At 71.7% G+C, this 14,487-nt stretch carries 16 protein-coding genes and 1 pseudogene; 10 read left to right on the forward strand and 7 right to left on the reverse strand.

Annotated elements, in window-relative coordinates:
- Positions 1-422 precede the first annotated feature (422 nt).
- On the reverse strand, positions 423-869 hold the full coding sequence (locus tag ACZ5GP_RS28020) for a Rieske (2Fe-2S) protein (protein ID WP_468753466.1): 447 nt from the start codon (positions 867-869) through the stop codon (positions 423-425).
- Positions 870-1,029: 160 nt separating this feature from the next.
- On the opposite strand from ACZ5GP_RS28020, the gene ACZ5GP_RS28025 reads away from it, so the two are divergent.
- The 7 genes and pseudogenes from ACZ5GP_RS28025 to ung all read left to right on the forward strand — a co-directional run bounded on the left by ACZ5GP_RS28025 (position 1,030) and on the right by ung (position 6,541).
- Positions 1,030-1,821, forward strand: coding sequence for a HipA family kinase (locus ACZ5GP_RS28025; protein WP_468753467.1), 792 nt, complete (start codon positions 1,030-1,032; stop codon positions 1,819-1,821).
- A complete protein-coding gene (locus ACZ5GP_RS28030; protein ID WP_468753468.1) occupies positions 1,818-2,201 on the forward strand; it encodes a DUF3037 domain-containing protein in 384 nt (127 codons plus the stop codon). The genes ACZ5GP_RS28025 and ACZ5GP_RS28030 overlap by 4 nt, the downstream gene beginning before the upstream one ends.
- Positions 2,202-2,327: 126 nt before the next feature.
- Positions 2,328-2,474: pseudogene (locus ACZ5GP_RS28035) on the forward strand (pentapeptide repeat-containing protein); the annotation flags it as partial.
- The gene (fabG, locus tag ACZ5GP_RS28040) at positions 2,441-3,202 is read left to right on the forward strand and encodes a 3-oxoacyl-ACP reductase FabG (protein WP_468753469.1); all 762 of its coding nucleotides are present in this window, start codon (positions 2,441-2,443) and stop codon (positions 3,200-3,202) included. The pseudogene ACZ5GP_RS28035 and the gene fabG, both read left to right, overlap by 34 nt.
- 17 nt (positions 3,203-3,219) lie before the next feature.
- Positions 3,220-3,975 (forward strand): SDR family oxidoreductase, encoded by a 756-nt coding sequence (locus ACZ5GP_RS28045; protein WP_468753470.1) that lies wholly within the window; start codon positions 3,220-3,222, stop codon positions 3,973-3,975.
- Positions 3,976-4,164: 189 nt separating this feature from the next.
- On the forward strand, positions 4,165-5,730 hold the full coding sequence (locus ACZ5GP_RS28050; RefSeq protein ID WP_468753471.1) for an ABC transporter substrate-binding protein: 1,566 nt from the start codon (positions 4,165-4,167) through the stop codon (positions 5,728-5,730).
- 127 nt (positions 5,731-5,857) lie between these two features.
- A complete protein-coding gene (gene ung, locus ACZ5GP_RS28055) occupies positions 5,858-6,541 on the forward strand; it encodes a uracil-DNA glycosylase (RefSeq protein ID WP_468753472.1) in 684 nt (227 codons plus the stop codon).
- Between the two features lie 5 nt (positions 6,542-6,546).
- Here the strand turns inward: ung and ACZ5GP_RS28060 are convergent, their stop codons facing one another.
- The gene (locus tag ACZ5GP_RS28060) at positions 6,547-6,954 is read right to left on the reverse strand and encodes a DUF3224 domain-containing protein (RefSeq protein ID WP_468753473.1); all 408 of its coding nucleotides are present in this window, start codon (positions 6,952-6,954) and stop codon (positions 6,547-6,549) included.
- A 290-nt stretch (positions 6,955-7,244) separates the two neighbouring features.
- Between ACZ5GP_RS28060 and ACZ5GP_RS28065 the strand changes: the two genes are divergently transcribed.
- Entirely contained in the window at positions 7,245-8,255 is a 1,011-nt protein-coding gene (locus ACZ5GP_RS28065; RefSeq protein ID WP_468753474.1) for a helix-turn-helix transcriptional regulator, read from the forward strand.
- A 98-nt stretch (positions 8,256-8,353) separates the two neighbouring features.
- A complete protein-coding gene (locus ACZ5GP_RS28070) occupies positions 8,354-8,842 on the forward strand; it encodes a hypothetical protein (RefSeq protein WP_468753475.1) in 489 nt (162 codons plus the stop codon).
- A gap of 150 nt (positions 8,843-8,992) precedes the next feature.
- Here ACZ5GP_RS28070 and ACZ5GP_RS28075 read toward each other — a convergent pair whose 3' ends face one another.
- A complete protein-coding gene (locus ACZ5GP_RS28075; protein ID WP_468753476.1) occupies positions 8,993-10,087 on the reverse strand; it encodes a DNA polymerase III subunit beta family protein in 1,095 nt (364 codons plus the stop codon).
- A 194-nt stretch (positions 10,088-10,281) separates the two neighbouring features.
- Complete coding sequence (locus ACZ5GP_RS28080) at positions 10,282-10,749, reverse strand: hypothetical protein (protein ID WP_468753477.1); 468 nt, start codon at positions 10,747-10,749, stop codon at positions 10,282-10,284.
- Positions 10,750-11,076: 327 nt separating this feature from the next.
- Between ACZ5GP_RS28080 and ACZ5GP_RS28085 the strand changes: the two genes are divergently transcribed.
- Positions 11,077-11,982 carry a Gfo/Idh/MocA family protein gene (locus tag ACZ5GP_RS28085; RefSeq protein ID WP_468753478.1) on the forward strand — a complete coding sequence of 302 codons (906 nt, stop codon included), beginning with the start codon at positions 11,077-11,079 and terminating at the stop codon, positions 11,980-11,982.
- On the opposite strand, the gene lnt is transcribed toward ACZ5GP_RS28085, so the two are convergent.
- The 3 genes from lnt to ACZ5GP_RS28100 all read right to left on the reverse strand — a co-directional run bounded on the left by lnt (position 11,906) and on the right by ACZ5GP_RS28100 (position 14,468).
- Complete coding sequence (gene lnt / locus ACZ5GP_RS28090) at positions 11,906-13,561, reverse strand: apolipoprotein N-acyltransferase (RefSeq protein ID WP_468753479.1); 1,656 nt, start codon at positions 13,559-13,561, stop codon at positions 11,906-11,908. The two genes, ACZ5GP_RS28085 and lnt, sit on opposite strands and share 77 nt — an antisense overlap.
- A gap of 175 nt (positions 13,562-13,736) precedes the next feature.
- Complete coding sequence (locus tag ACZ5GP_RS28095) at positions 13,737-14,231, reverse strand: nuclear transport factor 2 family protein (protein WP_468753480.1); 495 nt, start codon at positions 14,229-14,231, stop codon at positions 13,737-13,739.
- An 87-nt stretch (positions 14,232-14,318) separates the two neighbouring features.
- Positions 14,319-14,468 (reverse strand): hypothetical protein, encoded by a 150-nt coding sequence (locus ACZ5GP_RS28100; RefSeq protein ID WP_468753481.1) that lies wholly within the window; start codon positions 14,466-14,468, stop codon positions 14,319-14,321.
- Between the last annotated feature and the right edge of the window lie 19 nt (positions 14,469-14,487).

Below are 14,487 nucleotides of genomic sequence, written 5' to 3' on the forward strand. Positions count from 1 at the left end.
TCGCCCCGCGCCTGGCCGTCCCGCAGGCCGGCGCCTGGTGTTCAACGTCGCCGGCCCATGGTTCGAAGCCTGCTGCGACGAGGCCGCCGGCCGCGTGACCACGACGCTGCGGCAGGGACTAATTCGGGCTGGACACCATCGCCGAAGGCGGCGGCGCGACCGGCTTCCAGCTCGCCTAGGGCGACTGGGTCAGGGTCCTGCGCGGCGCGGGTCTCGTCATCGACGATCTCATCGAGCCGCGGCCCGAACGCGGAACGCCCAACGGCCACAACGAGACCGACCCACCCGACTGGGCACACCGCTGGCCGGCCGAACTGCTCTGGGTGACCCACAAACCGTAGGTTCCGCCGCGCCGGGACAAGAGCGGGACAAGAGCGGGACAAGACCGGGGACAAGGAAGCACCCCTCGCCCGGCAACGGGCCTACGCCAGCTTGATCGTGTCGCCGTCCACGGAGATCTCGGCCACGGGCAGCGGGCTCGGCGCCGGGTCCTGCTTGACGCTGCCGTCGGCGATGTCGAACTTGCTGCCGTGGCACGGGCAGTTGATGGTGCCGCCCTCGACGCTCGACACCGGGCACTTCTTGTGGGTGCACAGGTTCGAGAAGGCCTTGAACCGCCCCTTGGTGGGCTGGGTGACCACCACCCCCTCGTCCTTGAAGATCTTGCCGCCGCCCACGGGGATCTCCGACGTCCTGGCGAGCACGGTCCCGGCGCCGCCGCCTCGCGGCGCCTGGGCGCCCGCCGGTTCGGAGGAGTCCTTCTGCTCGTCGCCGCACGCGGTGAGGGCGGCGGCCAGCCCCGCCGCGCCGATCGTGGCCACGACGGTGCGGCGGCCGGGCCCTGGGACGGTTTCTTCGTAAGTCGTCATGCCCGGTGGTACGCACCCACCGGGCACCGCGTTCACGCGCCCGGGCAACTCCTCGGGAAGCCCGACTCCCGCCGCGGCGGTGTGCGGGAAGTCCAGGGCGGGCGCTGCGGGCAACGAGGCAGGTGATCGAACGGGTCCTTCGCAGAAGTAACCTGGGGCCATGCTCACCGAAGTCACCGCGGTCCGCTATGTCACGCCCCTGCGGGAGGGCGGATCGCTGCCCGGCGTCGTCGAGACCGCCGACGCCGACGGCGCGTACGCGACGTACGTCATGAAGTTCACCGGCGCCGGGCAGGGCCGCAAGACGCTCGTCGCCGAGGTGATCTGCGGAGAGCTGGCGCGCCGCCTGGGGCTGCGGGTGCCCCGGCTGGCGCAGATCCTGCTGGACCCGGTGATCGGCCTCGGCGAACCCGACCAGCAGGTGCAGGAACTCCTCAAGTCCAGCGGCGGGCTCAACCTCGGCATGGACTTCCTGTCGGGCGCGCTCGGCTTCGACCCGCTCGCCCACGACGTCGACCCCGGCGAAGCGGGACGCGTCCTGTGGTTCGACGCACTGATCAACAACGTGGACCGGTCCTGGCGCAACCCGAACCTGCTGGTCCGGCGGGGCGACCTGTGGCTCATCGACCACGGCGCCAGCATGATCTGGCACCACAACTGGCGCACGGCCCACAGCGCCGCCGCCAAGCCGTACGACGCCTCGGACCACGTCCTCGCCCCCTTCGGGCCCGACGTGGCCTCGGCCGCCGCCGAACTCGCCCCGCTCGTCACCGAGGAACTGCTCACCGAGGTCGCCGCGCAGGTGCCCGACGTATGGCTGGTCGACGAGAGCGGCTTCGAGGGCCCCGACGACGTGCGCCGCGCCTACGTGGCGGCGCTGCTGCCGCGCGCCGAGACCATCCACCAGCGCATCGCCCTCGGCGAGCCGCGGCCGAAGGGGGCCACCAAGTGACGGACAGGGACGTCTTCGAGTACGCGCTGGTGCGTGTCGTGCCCCGTGTGGAGCGCGGCGAGCAGTTCAACGCGGGAGTGGTGCTCTACTGCCGCGCCAAGTCCTTCGTGGCCGCCCGCACGCACCTCGACGCGAACAAGCTGCTGGCGCTCGACCCGGCGGCCGACGTCGGCGGCGTCAAGGCGGCGCTCGCCGCCGTCGAGCGGATCTGCGAGGGCGGCGAAGCGGCCGGCCAGGCCGGGCACGACGACGCGGGGCGGCGCTTTCGCTGGCTCATCGCGCCGCGCTCCACGGTGGTCCAGCCGGGGCCCGTGCACACCGGTCTGACGGCCGACCCCGCGGCCGAGGTGGATCGCCTCCTTGACCTCTTGGTGAGGTAACGCGTCACAGCTCGCCCGGCGCCGTTGACACCCGGTGCCAGGGCTTCTAGCGTCACGTCCAACTGAAGGTACTAAGCGGTCGCTCACCCATCGGGCGTACCGTGGGGTGGATCACGTGGAGCGGCGTTCCGCGGGGCAGTGTTCCGTAGGGCCACGCTCCATGGAGCTGCACTCCAGGGAGCCGTGTTCCAGAGAGCCGCATTCCGTAGAGCCGCATTCCAAGGGCGAGGAGAACCAGCATGTCCACCACAGAGCAGCGCGTCGCGATCGTGACGGGCGGAGCGCGAGGCATCGGGGCGGCGACCGCCGTACGGCTGGCGGCCGAAGGCCGTGCCGTCGCCGTCATCGACCTCGACGAGGCCGCCTGCAAGGACACCGTCGAGCGGATCACCGCGGCCGGCGGCAAGGCGCTCGCGGTCGGCTGCGACGTGTCCGACGAGGCCCAGGTCGAGGCCGCCGTCGCCCGCGTCGCCGAGGAGCTCGGCGCGCCGACGATCCTCGTCAACAACGCCGGTGTGCTGCGCGACAACCTCCTGTTCAAGATGAGCGCGGGCGACTGGGACACGGTCATGAACGTGCACCTGCGCGGCGCGTTCCTGATGTCCCGCGCCGTCCAGAAGCACATGGTGGACGCGGGATTCGGCCGGATCGTGAACCTCTCCTCGTCCTCCGCGCTCGGCAACCGCGGCCAGGTCAACTACGCCGCCGCCAAGGCCGGGCTCCAGGGCTTCACCAAGACCCTCGCCAAGGAACTCGGCAAGTTCGGCGTCACCGCCAACTCCGTCGCCCCCGGCTTCATCGTCACCGAGATGACCAAGGCCACGGCCGACCGCGTCGGCATGGACTTCGAGGAGTTCCAGGCGGCGGCCGCCACCCAGATCCCGGTGCAGCGCGTCGGGCGCCCCGAGGACATCGCCAACGCCATCGCCTTCTTCACGGGCGACGCCGCGGGCTTTGTCTCCGGACAGGTCATGTACGTCGCCGGCGGACCGCTCAACTGACCGGGAGGGCTCAGATCATGACTGGACAGGACAGCGGGAAGGCCGCGCTCATCACGGGCGCGAGCCGCGGCATCGGCTACGGCATCGCCGAGGCCCTGGTCGCCCGGGGCGACCGCGTCTGCATCACGGGACGCAACGAGGACGCCCTCAAGGAGGCCGTCGAGAAGCTCGGCTCCGACCGGGTCATCGGCGTCGCGGGCAAGGCCCACGACGAGGCGCACCAGGCGGCCGCGGTCGAGCGCATGATGGAGGTCTTCGGCCGCGTCGACTTCCTGATCAACAACGCCGGCACGAACCCCGTGTTCGGGCCGATCGCCGAGCTCGACCTGAACGTGGCCCGCAAGGTCTACGAGACCAACGTCATCTCGGCCCTGGGCTTCGCCCAGCAGACCTGGAAGGCCTGGCAGAGCGAGCACGGCGGCGCGATCGTGAACATCGCCTCCGTCGCCGGCGTCTCCGCCTCGCCCTTCATCGGGGCCTACGGGATGAGCAAGGCCGCCATGGTCAACCTCAGCCTGCAGCTCGCGCACGAATTCGCGCCGAAGGTGCGCGTGAACTCCATCGCGCCGGCGGTCGTCAAGACCAAGTTCGCCCAGGCGCTCTACGAGGGCCGCGAGGCGGAGGCGGCCGCCTCCTACCCGCTCGGCAGGCTCGGCGTGCCCGAGGACATCGGCGGCGCCGCCGCCTTCCTGACCTCCGGCCAGTCCGACTGGATCACCGGCCAGACACTCGTGGTCGATGGCGGCATCTTCCTCAATGCGGGCGTCGGCTGACGAAGGCCCCACACCCTCGGGTACGCCGCGAAAGTGACGTACGCACGCATCAAGTGCCCTGTCGGCGCCAGCAGTTGGCCCGGCGGGGCACTGCGATATTGTCTGCCGATCCCATGGCATGGCCGATCGAGGAGCGTGCGCGTGTTCAGTGAAATTCCCCTTGCGAAGCGTATGAGGGGTCTGCGTCCCATGGCGGCGCTCGCGTCCGTGTCGCTGCTCGCGGGATGCGGGGTACTGTCCTCCGACGGCCCGGACGGGGAGCAGCGGATCACCGTGGGCACCATGAGCGCGCCCACCACCCTGGACCCGGCCAAGGCCTGGGACAGCTCCTGGGAGCTGTACCGGAACGTCTTCCAGACGCTGCTCAGCTTCCCGTCGGGGGCCACCGAGCCCGAGCCGGACGCCGCGGAGTCCTGCGAGTTCGCGGACGCCTCCAACACCGTCTTCACCTGCGACCTGCGCGAGGGCCTGAAGTTCTCCGACGGCGACGAACTGGACGCGGCCGCCGTCAAGTACTCCTTCGACCGCATGCGCAGGATCGAGGCCAAGGGTGTGGTCAAGGGCGGTCCCACGGGGCTGCTCGGCTCGCTCGACCGGGTCGAGACCAAGGGCGAGCGGACCGTGATCTTCCGCCTCAAGAAGGCGGACGCGACGTTCCCGTTCGTGCTGTCGACGCCCGCCATGTCGATCGTCGACCCGAACGAGTATCCGGCGGACAAGCTCCGCACGGGCAACGAGATCACCGGGTCCGGCCCGTACGCGCTTGAGGCCTACTCGCCGAACGAGAAGGCCGAACTCGTCAAGAACAGCCATTACAAGGGCGTGGCCGACGTCAAGAACGACGCCGTCACCATCCGCTATTTCAAGAAGTCCTCGGACATGGTCGAGGCCCTCAAGGACAAGCAGATCGACGTCACCTTCCGAGGCCTGGCCTCCGAGGACATCGTCGCCATGCAGAACAAGGGCCGGCGCGAACAGGAGATCGAACTCGTCGAGGGCGCGGGCACCGAGATCCGCTACCTGGTGTTCAACACCAAGGACCCCTGGGTGCGGAAGCTGCCCGTCCGGCGCGCCTTCGCGCAGGTACTCGACCGGGGGGCCATCGCCCACAAGATCTACAAGGACACCGTCGAGCCGCTCTACTCGATGGTGCCGAGGGGCCTCACGGGCCACGCCACCGGGTTCTTCGACGACTACGGGGACCCCAGTGTCGCCAAGGCCAGGAAGATCCTCACCGACGCCGGCATCAACGAGCCCGTCCCGCTCACCCTCTGGTTCACCACCGACCGCTACGGATCGGTGACCGAGCGGGAGTTCGCCGAGATCAAGCGGCAGCTGGAGGCTTCGGGGCTCTTCGAGGTCACGCTCAAGAGCCGCCCGTGGACACAGTTCCAGGAGGGCTACGGCAACGGTGAGTACCCCGTCTTCGGACGCGGCTGGTTCCCGGACTTCCCGGACGCCGACAACTTCATCGCGCCGTTCGTCGGCCCGAAGAACGCGCTCAGCACGCCGTATGTGTCCAAGGAGATCACGGAGCAGCTGCTGCCGCGCGAGCGCAGGGAGACCGACCGCGGCGCGGTGATCGACGAGTTCGAACGGGCGCAGGAGATCCTGGTCGACGACGTCAGGCTGCTGCCGCTGTGGCAGGGCAAGCAGTACATCATGTCCAGCGAGGAGATCGCGGGCGGCGAGCGGGCGCTGGACCCCTCGGCGATCATGATGATGTGGGAGCTGCAGCGCAAGACCAGCTGGTAGGGGACCGGCCTCCTCGTCGGCCCCGGTCCGGGGGCCTTGCGGGCGGGGGCCGGGGGGCCGCGTCGAATGTCAGTGGCCGCCGGTAGGTTCTCCCGTGAGAAGTGACCGCACACCGGAGGTTGTTGACGTGACCGACATCGCCATGCTGCCCGCGTCCTGGCGCGGAGTCCTCGGCGAGGAGCTGCAGAAGCCCTACTTCAAGGAACTCACCGAGTTCGTCGAGGAGGAGCGGGCGAAGGGTCCCGTCTACCCGCCGCGCGAGGAGGTCTTCGCCGCCCTCGACGCGACGCCGTACGACCAGGTGAAGGTCCTGGTCCTCGGCCAGGACCCCTACCACGGGGCGGGCCAGGGCCACGGGCTCTGCTTCTCCGTGCGCCCCGGCGTGAAGACCCCGCCCTCCCTGCGGAACATCTACAAAGAGATGAAGGAGGAGCTGGGCCACCCGGTGCCGGACAACGGCTACCTGATGCCGTGGGCCCGGCAGGGCGTCCTGCTCCTGAACGCGGTGCTCACGGTCCGCGCCGGTGAGGCCAACTCCCACAAGGGCAAGGGCTGGGAGAAGTTCACGGACGCGGTGATCCGCGCGGTGACCGACCGCCCCGACCCCGCCGTCTTCGTGCTGTGGGGGAACTACGCCCAGAAGAAGCTGCCGCTGATCGACGAGGAGCGGCATGTCGTCGTGAAGGGCGCGCACCCCTCGCCGCTGTCCGCCAAGAAGTTCTTCGGCTCGCGCCCCTTCACGCAGATCAACGAAGCGGTGGCGGCGCAGGGGCACGAGCCGATCGACTGGCGGATCCCGGACATCGGCTGAGCCGCTCAGCCGCCGATCGAGTGGTCGAAGGTGTACGCGGCGGACTTCTCGCCGTGCCGCGCGGTGAACGTGCCGGACCCGGTGAGCCCGGCCAGCTCGCCGGTGCCCGAACCGGGCAGCACGGTGAACACGCACTCGATGCCGTCGGCGACGAACGAACCGCGCTGCTCGATCACGAACGACCCCTTGTGGCCCTGGACCGCGCCCGCGATGAACTCGTAGCCGACGTAGCCGCCCGTCGTCCCGCTCGTGTACGCGAGGGTGTACTCGCACGAGGTGCCCGCCGCCTCGATGGCGCCGGCGTAGTCGTTGGTGACGGCGGCGTGCGCGATGCGGGGGCCGCCGTCCGTGCCGGCGACCGGCTGCTCGTCCCAGCCGGTGCAGGTGCAGGTGCCGGTGGTGTTCGTGCTCATGTGTGTCCTCCTGGAGTGAGGTGGCCGGCGGCGCAGTGCCGTTTTCTCGCTGCGACCGGCCGGACGTGTCTCGCTGGACCGGCCGTACCTGTGCCGCCTGTGACGTGTGGCGTTCCGCCGGTGAGGAGGACTGTGCCGCCCGTACCTGACACCTTCTGTCAGGTACGGGATGTCGGGCCGGGGACTCTCGGGACCGGGGCCGGGACCGGGGCCTGCCGGGCGCGGGTGCGTCAGGCGTCGGTTCCGCCGGGCCGAGGACACGGCCGGCCGCGGGGGCACACTTGGTGCCCATGCGCGCCGACCGCCTCCTCGCCCTCCTCCTGCTGCTCCAGAACCGCGGGCACATGACCGCGCCCGAACTCGCCGAGGAACTGGAGGTCTCGGTCAGGACCGTCTACCGGGACGCCGAGGCACTGGCCGCCTCCGGGGTGCCCGTCTACGCGGAGCGGGGCCCGGCGGGCGGCTTCCGGCTCCTGGACGGCTACCGCACGCGGCTGACGGGCCTCACCGACGACGAGGCGGACTCCCTCGCCCTCGCCGGCATGCCGGGGGCCGCGGCCGACCTCGGGCTCGGCGCGGAACTGGTCACCGCGCAGCTCAAGTTGGGCGCCGCGCTGCCCAAGGGGCTCGGAGAACGCTCGCGGCGCATCCAGGAACGGTTCCATCTCGACGCGACCGCGTGGTTCCGCACGGCCGACCCGGCGCCCGCGCAGCTCGCCGTCGTCGCCGAAGCGGTGTGGCGCCGACGGGTGCTGCGGGCCCACTACCGGCGCTGGGGCGGCGAGGTCCACCGGGAGCTGCATCCCTTGGGGCTGGTTCTCAAGGCGGGCAACTGGTATCTGGTGGCAGCCGCCGAGAGCGCCGGGACCACGGAGGAGCATGCCGCCACCGAGGGCTCCGGTGTGAGCGTACGTACGTACCGGGTGTCGCGGTTCTTGACGGCGACGGTGACGGAGGAGACCAGTGCCCGCCCCGCCGGTTTCGATCTGGCGGGGTACTGGGCGACGGCGGCGAGCGGCCTGGAGGCCCGGGTGCTGGGGGGAACGGCGCGGCTGAGGGTGTCCAGGGCGGGGCTCCGGTTGCTGCCCGCGATGTTCGGGGCGGCGGGGGAGCGGGCCGTGCGGGGGGCGGGCGCGCCCGACGCGGACGGCTGGGTCGAGGTCGGGCTCGAAGTGGAGAAGCTGCCGGTGGCGGCGGGTGACGTGCTGCGGCTCGGCCTGGAGGCGGAGGTGCTCGGCCCGCCGGAGCTGCGGGCCGAAGTGGCCAGGCGCGTCACCGGGCTGGCCCAGCGCTACGTGTGAGCACCGCTGCCGGCGAACGTGCCTGACCGCGATTGCCGGTGGGTGCGGTTAGCGTCGTGAGGTATGGGGGCGATGGCCGTACGACCATGGAGGACCCGGTGGCGGAGCAGCAGGAGCAGACGGCGGAAGACGCCATGATGACGCGGATCGGCCAAGCGGTCATGCTGCACCACGGTGGTGACCGCGAGGAGGCCCAGGACCGCTTTCTCGGTCTCTGGGGGGAGATCGGCGAGGACGGCGACGCGCTGCACCGGTGCACGCTCGCGCACTACATGGCGGACACGCAGGAAGACCCCTCGGTCGAACTGGCGTGGGACCTGCGGGCGTTGTCCGCGGCGGACGAACTGACGGACGAGCGCCTGACCGCGCACCACCAGTCGCTCGCGGTGCGCGGCTTCTACCCCTCCCTGCACCTCAACCTCGCCGCGGACTACTTGAAGCTGGGCCGCCCCGAAGCGGCCCGCAGCCACCTGCGCCGGGCCCGCGGCGCGGTGGACGCCCTGGAGGACGACGGCTACGGGAACGGCATCAGGGCGGCCATCGCGAGGCTGGAGGGGGAGGTGGGGGAGGGGAGCGAGGTGGAGTGAGGGGCGCGGTAGGCGCGTGGGGGCTTCCGGCCCGGGTCCGGGGTGGCCGGGGTCGGGGCGGCTGAGGCCGGGCGGCCCGGATCGGGACAGTGGCGGCTTCGAGATCCCGCCGGGCACGCCTTCGCTCAACGGCGGCCACCGCCCCGGTGGTCAGTTCTCCAGGCGGACAGGCATCAGTATCGAGAAGGTGTCCTCGGTGTCGGTCCGGCGGATCGCCAGGGGCGCTGTAGGGGCGCCGAACTCCAGAATCAGCTGGTCCCGGGCTCCGGCGGCGAGGGCCTGCAGCAGGTAGTCGCGGTTGACGGCGACGCGGTCCTGATCGTCGTCACCGTCTTCGCAGACGGTCACCACGCCGTCGGCCGCCACCTTGAGCACACTGAGATCACAGGGCACGCCGTCCTGCTCGCGCACCTCGCTTGCACGGACGGGGCCGGTTTCCACCGTCTCCCGGAAAGCCGGGACATCGACAAGGGCACGGCGCCCTGCCGGCAGGCGGACGAGGCGACGGTAATCAGGAAAGTCGTGATCGAGGCACTGGCCGGCCGTCTGACGGTCCCCCGTCTCCAAGGCCACGCGGTCACCGTCGACAGTGAGCTGAACGGTTGCGTCGTCACTCAGCAGCGCCCGCATCGCGTCGGCGAGCGGGGACGGCACGATGGTCTGCACACGGGGCCCGCCATGCCCGATGGCAGTGGCCCGTGCGACAGCCATCCGGTACCGGTCGGTGGCCACGACGCGGAGCTCGTCGCCCTCGATGTCGAACAGGACACCGCCGAGCATCGGCAGCTCGGGGTCGGCGCCGGCGGCGAAGCGGACCGCGTCCAGCGCGGCGCCCAGCTCGGGTGCGGAGACCGCCGACCGGACGGTCGTGGTGCGGAGCGAAGTCATGGGGTTCTCCCTGCATTCGAGTAGTGCTCGGATCGTGGAGAACTCGTCGCGGGCATCGGACAGCCCGCGTTCGAGACGGCGCAGATGCGCCTGGAGCAGCTTCCGCACCAGGTCGGTGTCCGCACCGGACCATCCGGCCAGCACCAGCCGAATGTCCGCCAACGGCATACCGGCCCGGCGCAGCCGGCCCAGCAACTGGGACTCCTCAAGCTGCCCGGGGCCGTACCAGCGGTAGCCGCTCACCGGATCCACCCAGGCCGGGACCAGCACGCCGGCCCCGTCGTAGAACCGCAGGGCGCTCACGCTCAGTCCACTGTCCCGGGCCATCTCACCAATACTGCGCATCTCGCTCTCCACACCCAGCACTCTGAGCCCTCCACCAAGTCGAGGGTCAACAGCCGACCGACTCGAACGCTGAACAGCATGCGGGTACAGCGGTGAGACAAGTTCCCATCAGAGCCTGGACGCGGTCGGCTCAAGGTGCGGTGGGCGCGCGATCACCGCTCTGCCAGGGGACGGCCGGACGGGGAGAGGGCCAATAGGGGTGAGGGTCAACGACCGTATGCCTTGTGGCAGATGGTCGACTCCGGGCTGCCCGGCCGCCAGCCCCCGTAGGCCTCGCCGAGCGCGCACACATCCGGGATCAGCGGCTTCACCACCGGTGGGGCGGGCCGGGTGGCGCGCGCGTCCGGCCGGGCCACGGGCGGCCTGCGCGCCGGGGGAGGCGGCGGCTGCTCGGAGCGGGGCGGTGGGGCGACGGGGCGGGTGTCGACGGCCGGTTTCCGCGGCGCCGGGCGAGGGGGCGGGGTCATGCGCTGCAGCACTTCCCGGCCGGGGCCCTGCTCGGTCTGCGGCCGGCTCTTCCCGTGGCCGGGGGAGGCGGCGGGGGACGCCGGTGCCCTCGTCGGCGCGGGGCCGGCCGGCCGCTCGACACCCACGCAACCGGAGGCGGTGACCGAGACGGCCACGGAGACGAGGAACGCGGCGGTGACGGAGCCGGCGGCGGACGATCGGTGCACGCGCCCAACTCTCCTGCCCGCCGACCCCCTTGAGGAGGAACGCGGCAGAGGTTGCCCCGCACGGGTGACGGAGCGGTACGCCACGGCTGACGAGACGGCGGCTCATGGGCACCCCGGCGACCATGCCCAGCACCCCAGCGCCAGGGCGCCCTGGCAAGGCTCCGCCCCCCCCGTTCCGTGCGGCATCGGCGCCCGGGCCCGAGGGCGGCCGGCGCGGGCCCCGTATGCTGCGGGAACGGCCGGCCAACCCTCGTGCGGACGGGCGGAGGGCTCGGGACGTGGGCCGGAACAGCGGTGGACCCAGTGGTGGGCGGTAGGGAGACAGTGGTGAAGATCGGCTGCATCGGACTCGGTGACATCGCGCAGAAGGCGTACCTGCCTGTCCTCACCACCCTGCCCGGGGTCGAGCTGCACTTGCAGACCCGCACGCCCGCGACGCTCGCCCGGGTCGCCGCCGTCCACCACATTCCCGACGCCCACTGCCACACCGACCTGGACACGCTGCTCGCCCAGGACCTCGACGCCGCCTTCGTGCACGCGCCGACCGCCGTGCACCCCGAGATCGTCACGCGGCTCGTCGAGGCCGGAGTACCGACGTACGTTGACAAGCCCCTCGCGTACGAACTCGCCGAGTCCGAGCGTCTCGTGGGCCTCGCCGAGGACCGGGGCGTTAGCCTCGCCGTCGGGTTCAACCGCCGCTACGCGCCCGGCTACGCCCAGTGCGTCGAGCACCCGCGCGAGCTGATCCTCATGCAGAAGAACCGCGTCGGGCTGCCCGAGGCCCCGCGCACGCTCGTCCTCGACGACTTCATCCACGTCGTGGACACCCTGCGGTTCCTGGCGCCGGGTCCGATCGACCACGTCGGCGTGCGCTCCCGGGTCGTCGACGGCCTCATGGAGCACGTCGTGCTGCACCTGGCGGGCGACGGCTTCACCGCGATCGGCGTGATGAACCGGCTGAGCGGTTCGACGGAGGAGATCCTGGAGGTCTCCGGGCAGGACAGCAAGCGCCAGGTGCAGAACCTCGCCGACGTCATCGACCACAAGGGCCAGCCCAGCGCGCGGCGACGCGGCGACTGGGTGCCGGTGGCCCGGCAGCGCGGCATCGAACAGGTCGTCCTCGCTTTCCTCGACGCCGTCCGCGCGGGCAAGGTCCTCAGCGCCCGGGATGCGCTGGCGACCCATGAACTGTGCGAGCGCGTGGTCCTCGCCGCTCAGGGACAGGCCGCCTGAGAGCCCGCGCCCCCTCGGCAGCGCACAGCGCCACGAGCACGCCGAGAGCGCCGCGCAGGGGCCAGTCGCCCCACCTGACGTACGCGGTGACGCCCTGACCGAGCGGTACGTCGTAGACGGCGGCGGCGCTCGCCGAGGTGCCCAGCGGGGCACCGACGCGTGAGCCGTCCGGGGCGTGGACGGCCGAGACGCCGGTGAGGGTGGCGTGCACCATGGGGCGGCCCGTCTCGGCGGCGCGTATCGCCGCCAGCGAGGCGTGCTGCTCGGGGGCCCAGCTGGCCTGGAACGACGACGTCGCTGACTGGGCGAGCAGCAGCTGGGCGCCGTCGCGGGTCAGTTGGCGGCTCATGTCGGGGAACGCCGACTCGAAGCAGACCAGGGGACCCACCCGCAGGCCGTGCCCGGCGTCCATCACCACCTGGCGGTCCCCGCGCCTGCGGTCCTCACCGGCGGCCTTGCCGACGGAGGTGGCCCAGCCCAGCAGGGAACGCGCCGGTATGTACTCCCCGAAGGGGACGAGCCGCATCTTGTCGTAGCGGTCGCCGGTCGGACCATTTGGGCCCACGAGCACGGAACTCTTGAAGATGCCGGGGCGGTCGGAGCGGCGGGCGTCCACGTTGACCAGGATGTCGGCGCCGACCTCGCGGGAGAGCGCGGCGATGCGGCGGGCCACGTCGGGCCGGTCGGCCAGGTCCACGCCGACACTGCTCTCGCCCCACACGACCAGGTCCGGGTCCCGTCCCGCGAGCGAGCGGGTCAGCTCCTCCTCGCGGGCGAGCCGCTTGTCCGGAGCAGAGGTGCCCTCGATGACGCCGGGCTGTACGACGGCCACCCGGACCCGCCCCGCCGGCTCGGGCCGGGGAGCCCAGGCACAGGCCGCGCAGGAGAGGCCCACCACGGCGACGAGGCCGGCGAGAGCGGGGCCGGAGGCGGCCCGCCGGGAAGGACGGCAAGCCGCTCCCGCGCCGACCGGCCCGCGCCGGGCCCAGGCGGCGGCCGACTGCGCGAGCGCGGTGTTGACGCACACCACCACCGCGCTCACCAGCCACACCCCGCCCACCGAGGCGAGCCGCAGGGCCGGGGGCAACTGCCATTGGCTGGAGCCGAGCAGGCCCCACGGCCCGCCCAAGCCCTCCGAGGACCTGACCAGTTCCACCATCAGCCAACCCGACGGCAGAGCCACCAGAGCGACCGCGGCCCGTCCCGGCGATGGCGTGCCCGCGAGGAGCCGCCGTACCAGCCAGCCCCACGGCGCCCACAACAGACCGAGCAGCGCGGCGAGGACGACCGTGAACACATGCAGGCTCGGCAGCAGCCAGTGGTGCACGGCGACCATGAAACCGAGGCCTCCGAGCCATCCGTCGAGCATGGCCCGCCGCCCGGTCGGCGCCGTCCGGGCGAGCAGGATCCACGGCACCAGCGCGACGTACGCGAACCACCACAGCGACGGGGCGGGGAACGCCAGGGCGGGCAGCGCTCCCGCCAGGACGGCGAGGGCGCCCCGCCCCCGGCGTGTCACGAGCAGCCGCTCGGCGCGGGACCGAAGCCGCCACCGCCCATCCTCGCCGAACCGAGCCATGCAGCGCCTCCCCAGCTCCCCGAAGATCCCCGACGCCCGGAGGTGTACCCAGTGTGCGGGCCGCCGACGATCAATGACAGTGGGCATTTGTTCGATCGACGGCGGGAGCGAGGGGCGGGGACGGTGAGTGCTAGGGACGGTGAGTGATGGGGGATGCGGGGCGGCGTGGCCGGTCTCAGTCCCCGGTGGGGGCCGCGCGTGGCCGGTCCTCGGCCCGGCGCCACTTCTCCTGTACGGTCACCCCGCGCAGCCGCCAGCCTCCGGGGGTGCGCAGCAGCGTAAAGATGTAGCGCCCGCCGCAGACGAAGTCCGGCGCCGTGGACGGCGCGTCACCGGCGCGGTCCGCGAACCGCATGGGGTTCACATAGTCGGCCTGTACGCGCGCGGTGTCGCCGATGTCCTGATCGAGCGTGCCGAACTCCAGGCGGCGGTTGACGATCAGATGCTGGCGCATCGGGAACACGCGCATCGTCTCGGCCAGCCAGGTGGCGACCTCGGCGGATCCTCCCTCGATGCCGCCCGCCGAGCGGTAGTCGGCGCGCCCTTCGGGAGCGAACAACTGCTGGTAGGCGGCCCAGTCACCGTCGTCGACGGTCACCGCGTACTCGGTGATGAGGGAATCGATGGCCAGCCGGTCGAGCACGGCGGCGAGTTCCACGCGCTGCGTCATCGGCTCAGTGTTGGGTACGAGCGGGTCCGAGCCAAGGGCCGCGCGGAAACGAAGGGCTCGGCGAGGCGGGAAACCGGTGCCGGTCGCCTAAGCGGCCTTCACCATCTCCGCCCGGACCGCCCGCGCCCACTCCGTCACCAGCTGCTCGTACTCTCTGCGCTGCTCGGCGGAGAGACGTCCGGAGGCGCGCAGCCACAGGCCGCGGATCCGCTCGTTCAGTTCGACAGAGGAGCGCACGGAACCATGAGGGGGTGGG

This window comes from Streptomyces sp. NPDC031466 (assembly GCF_055581265.1).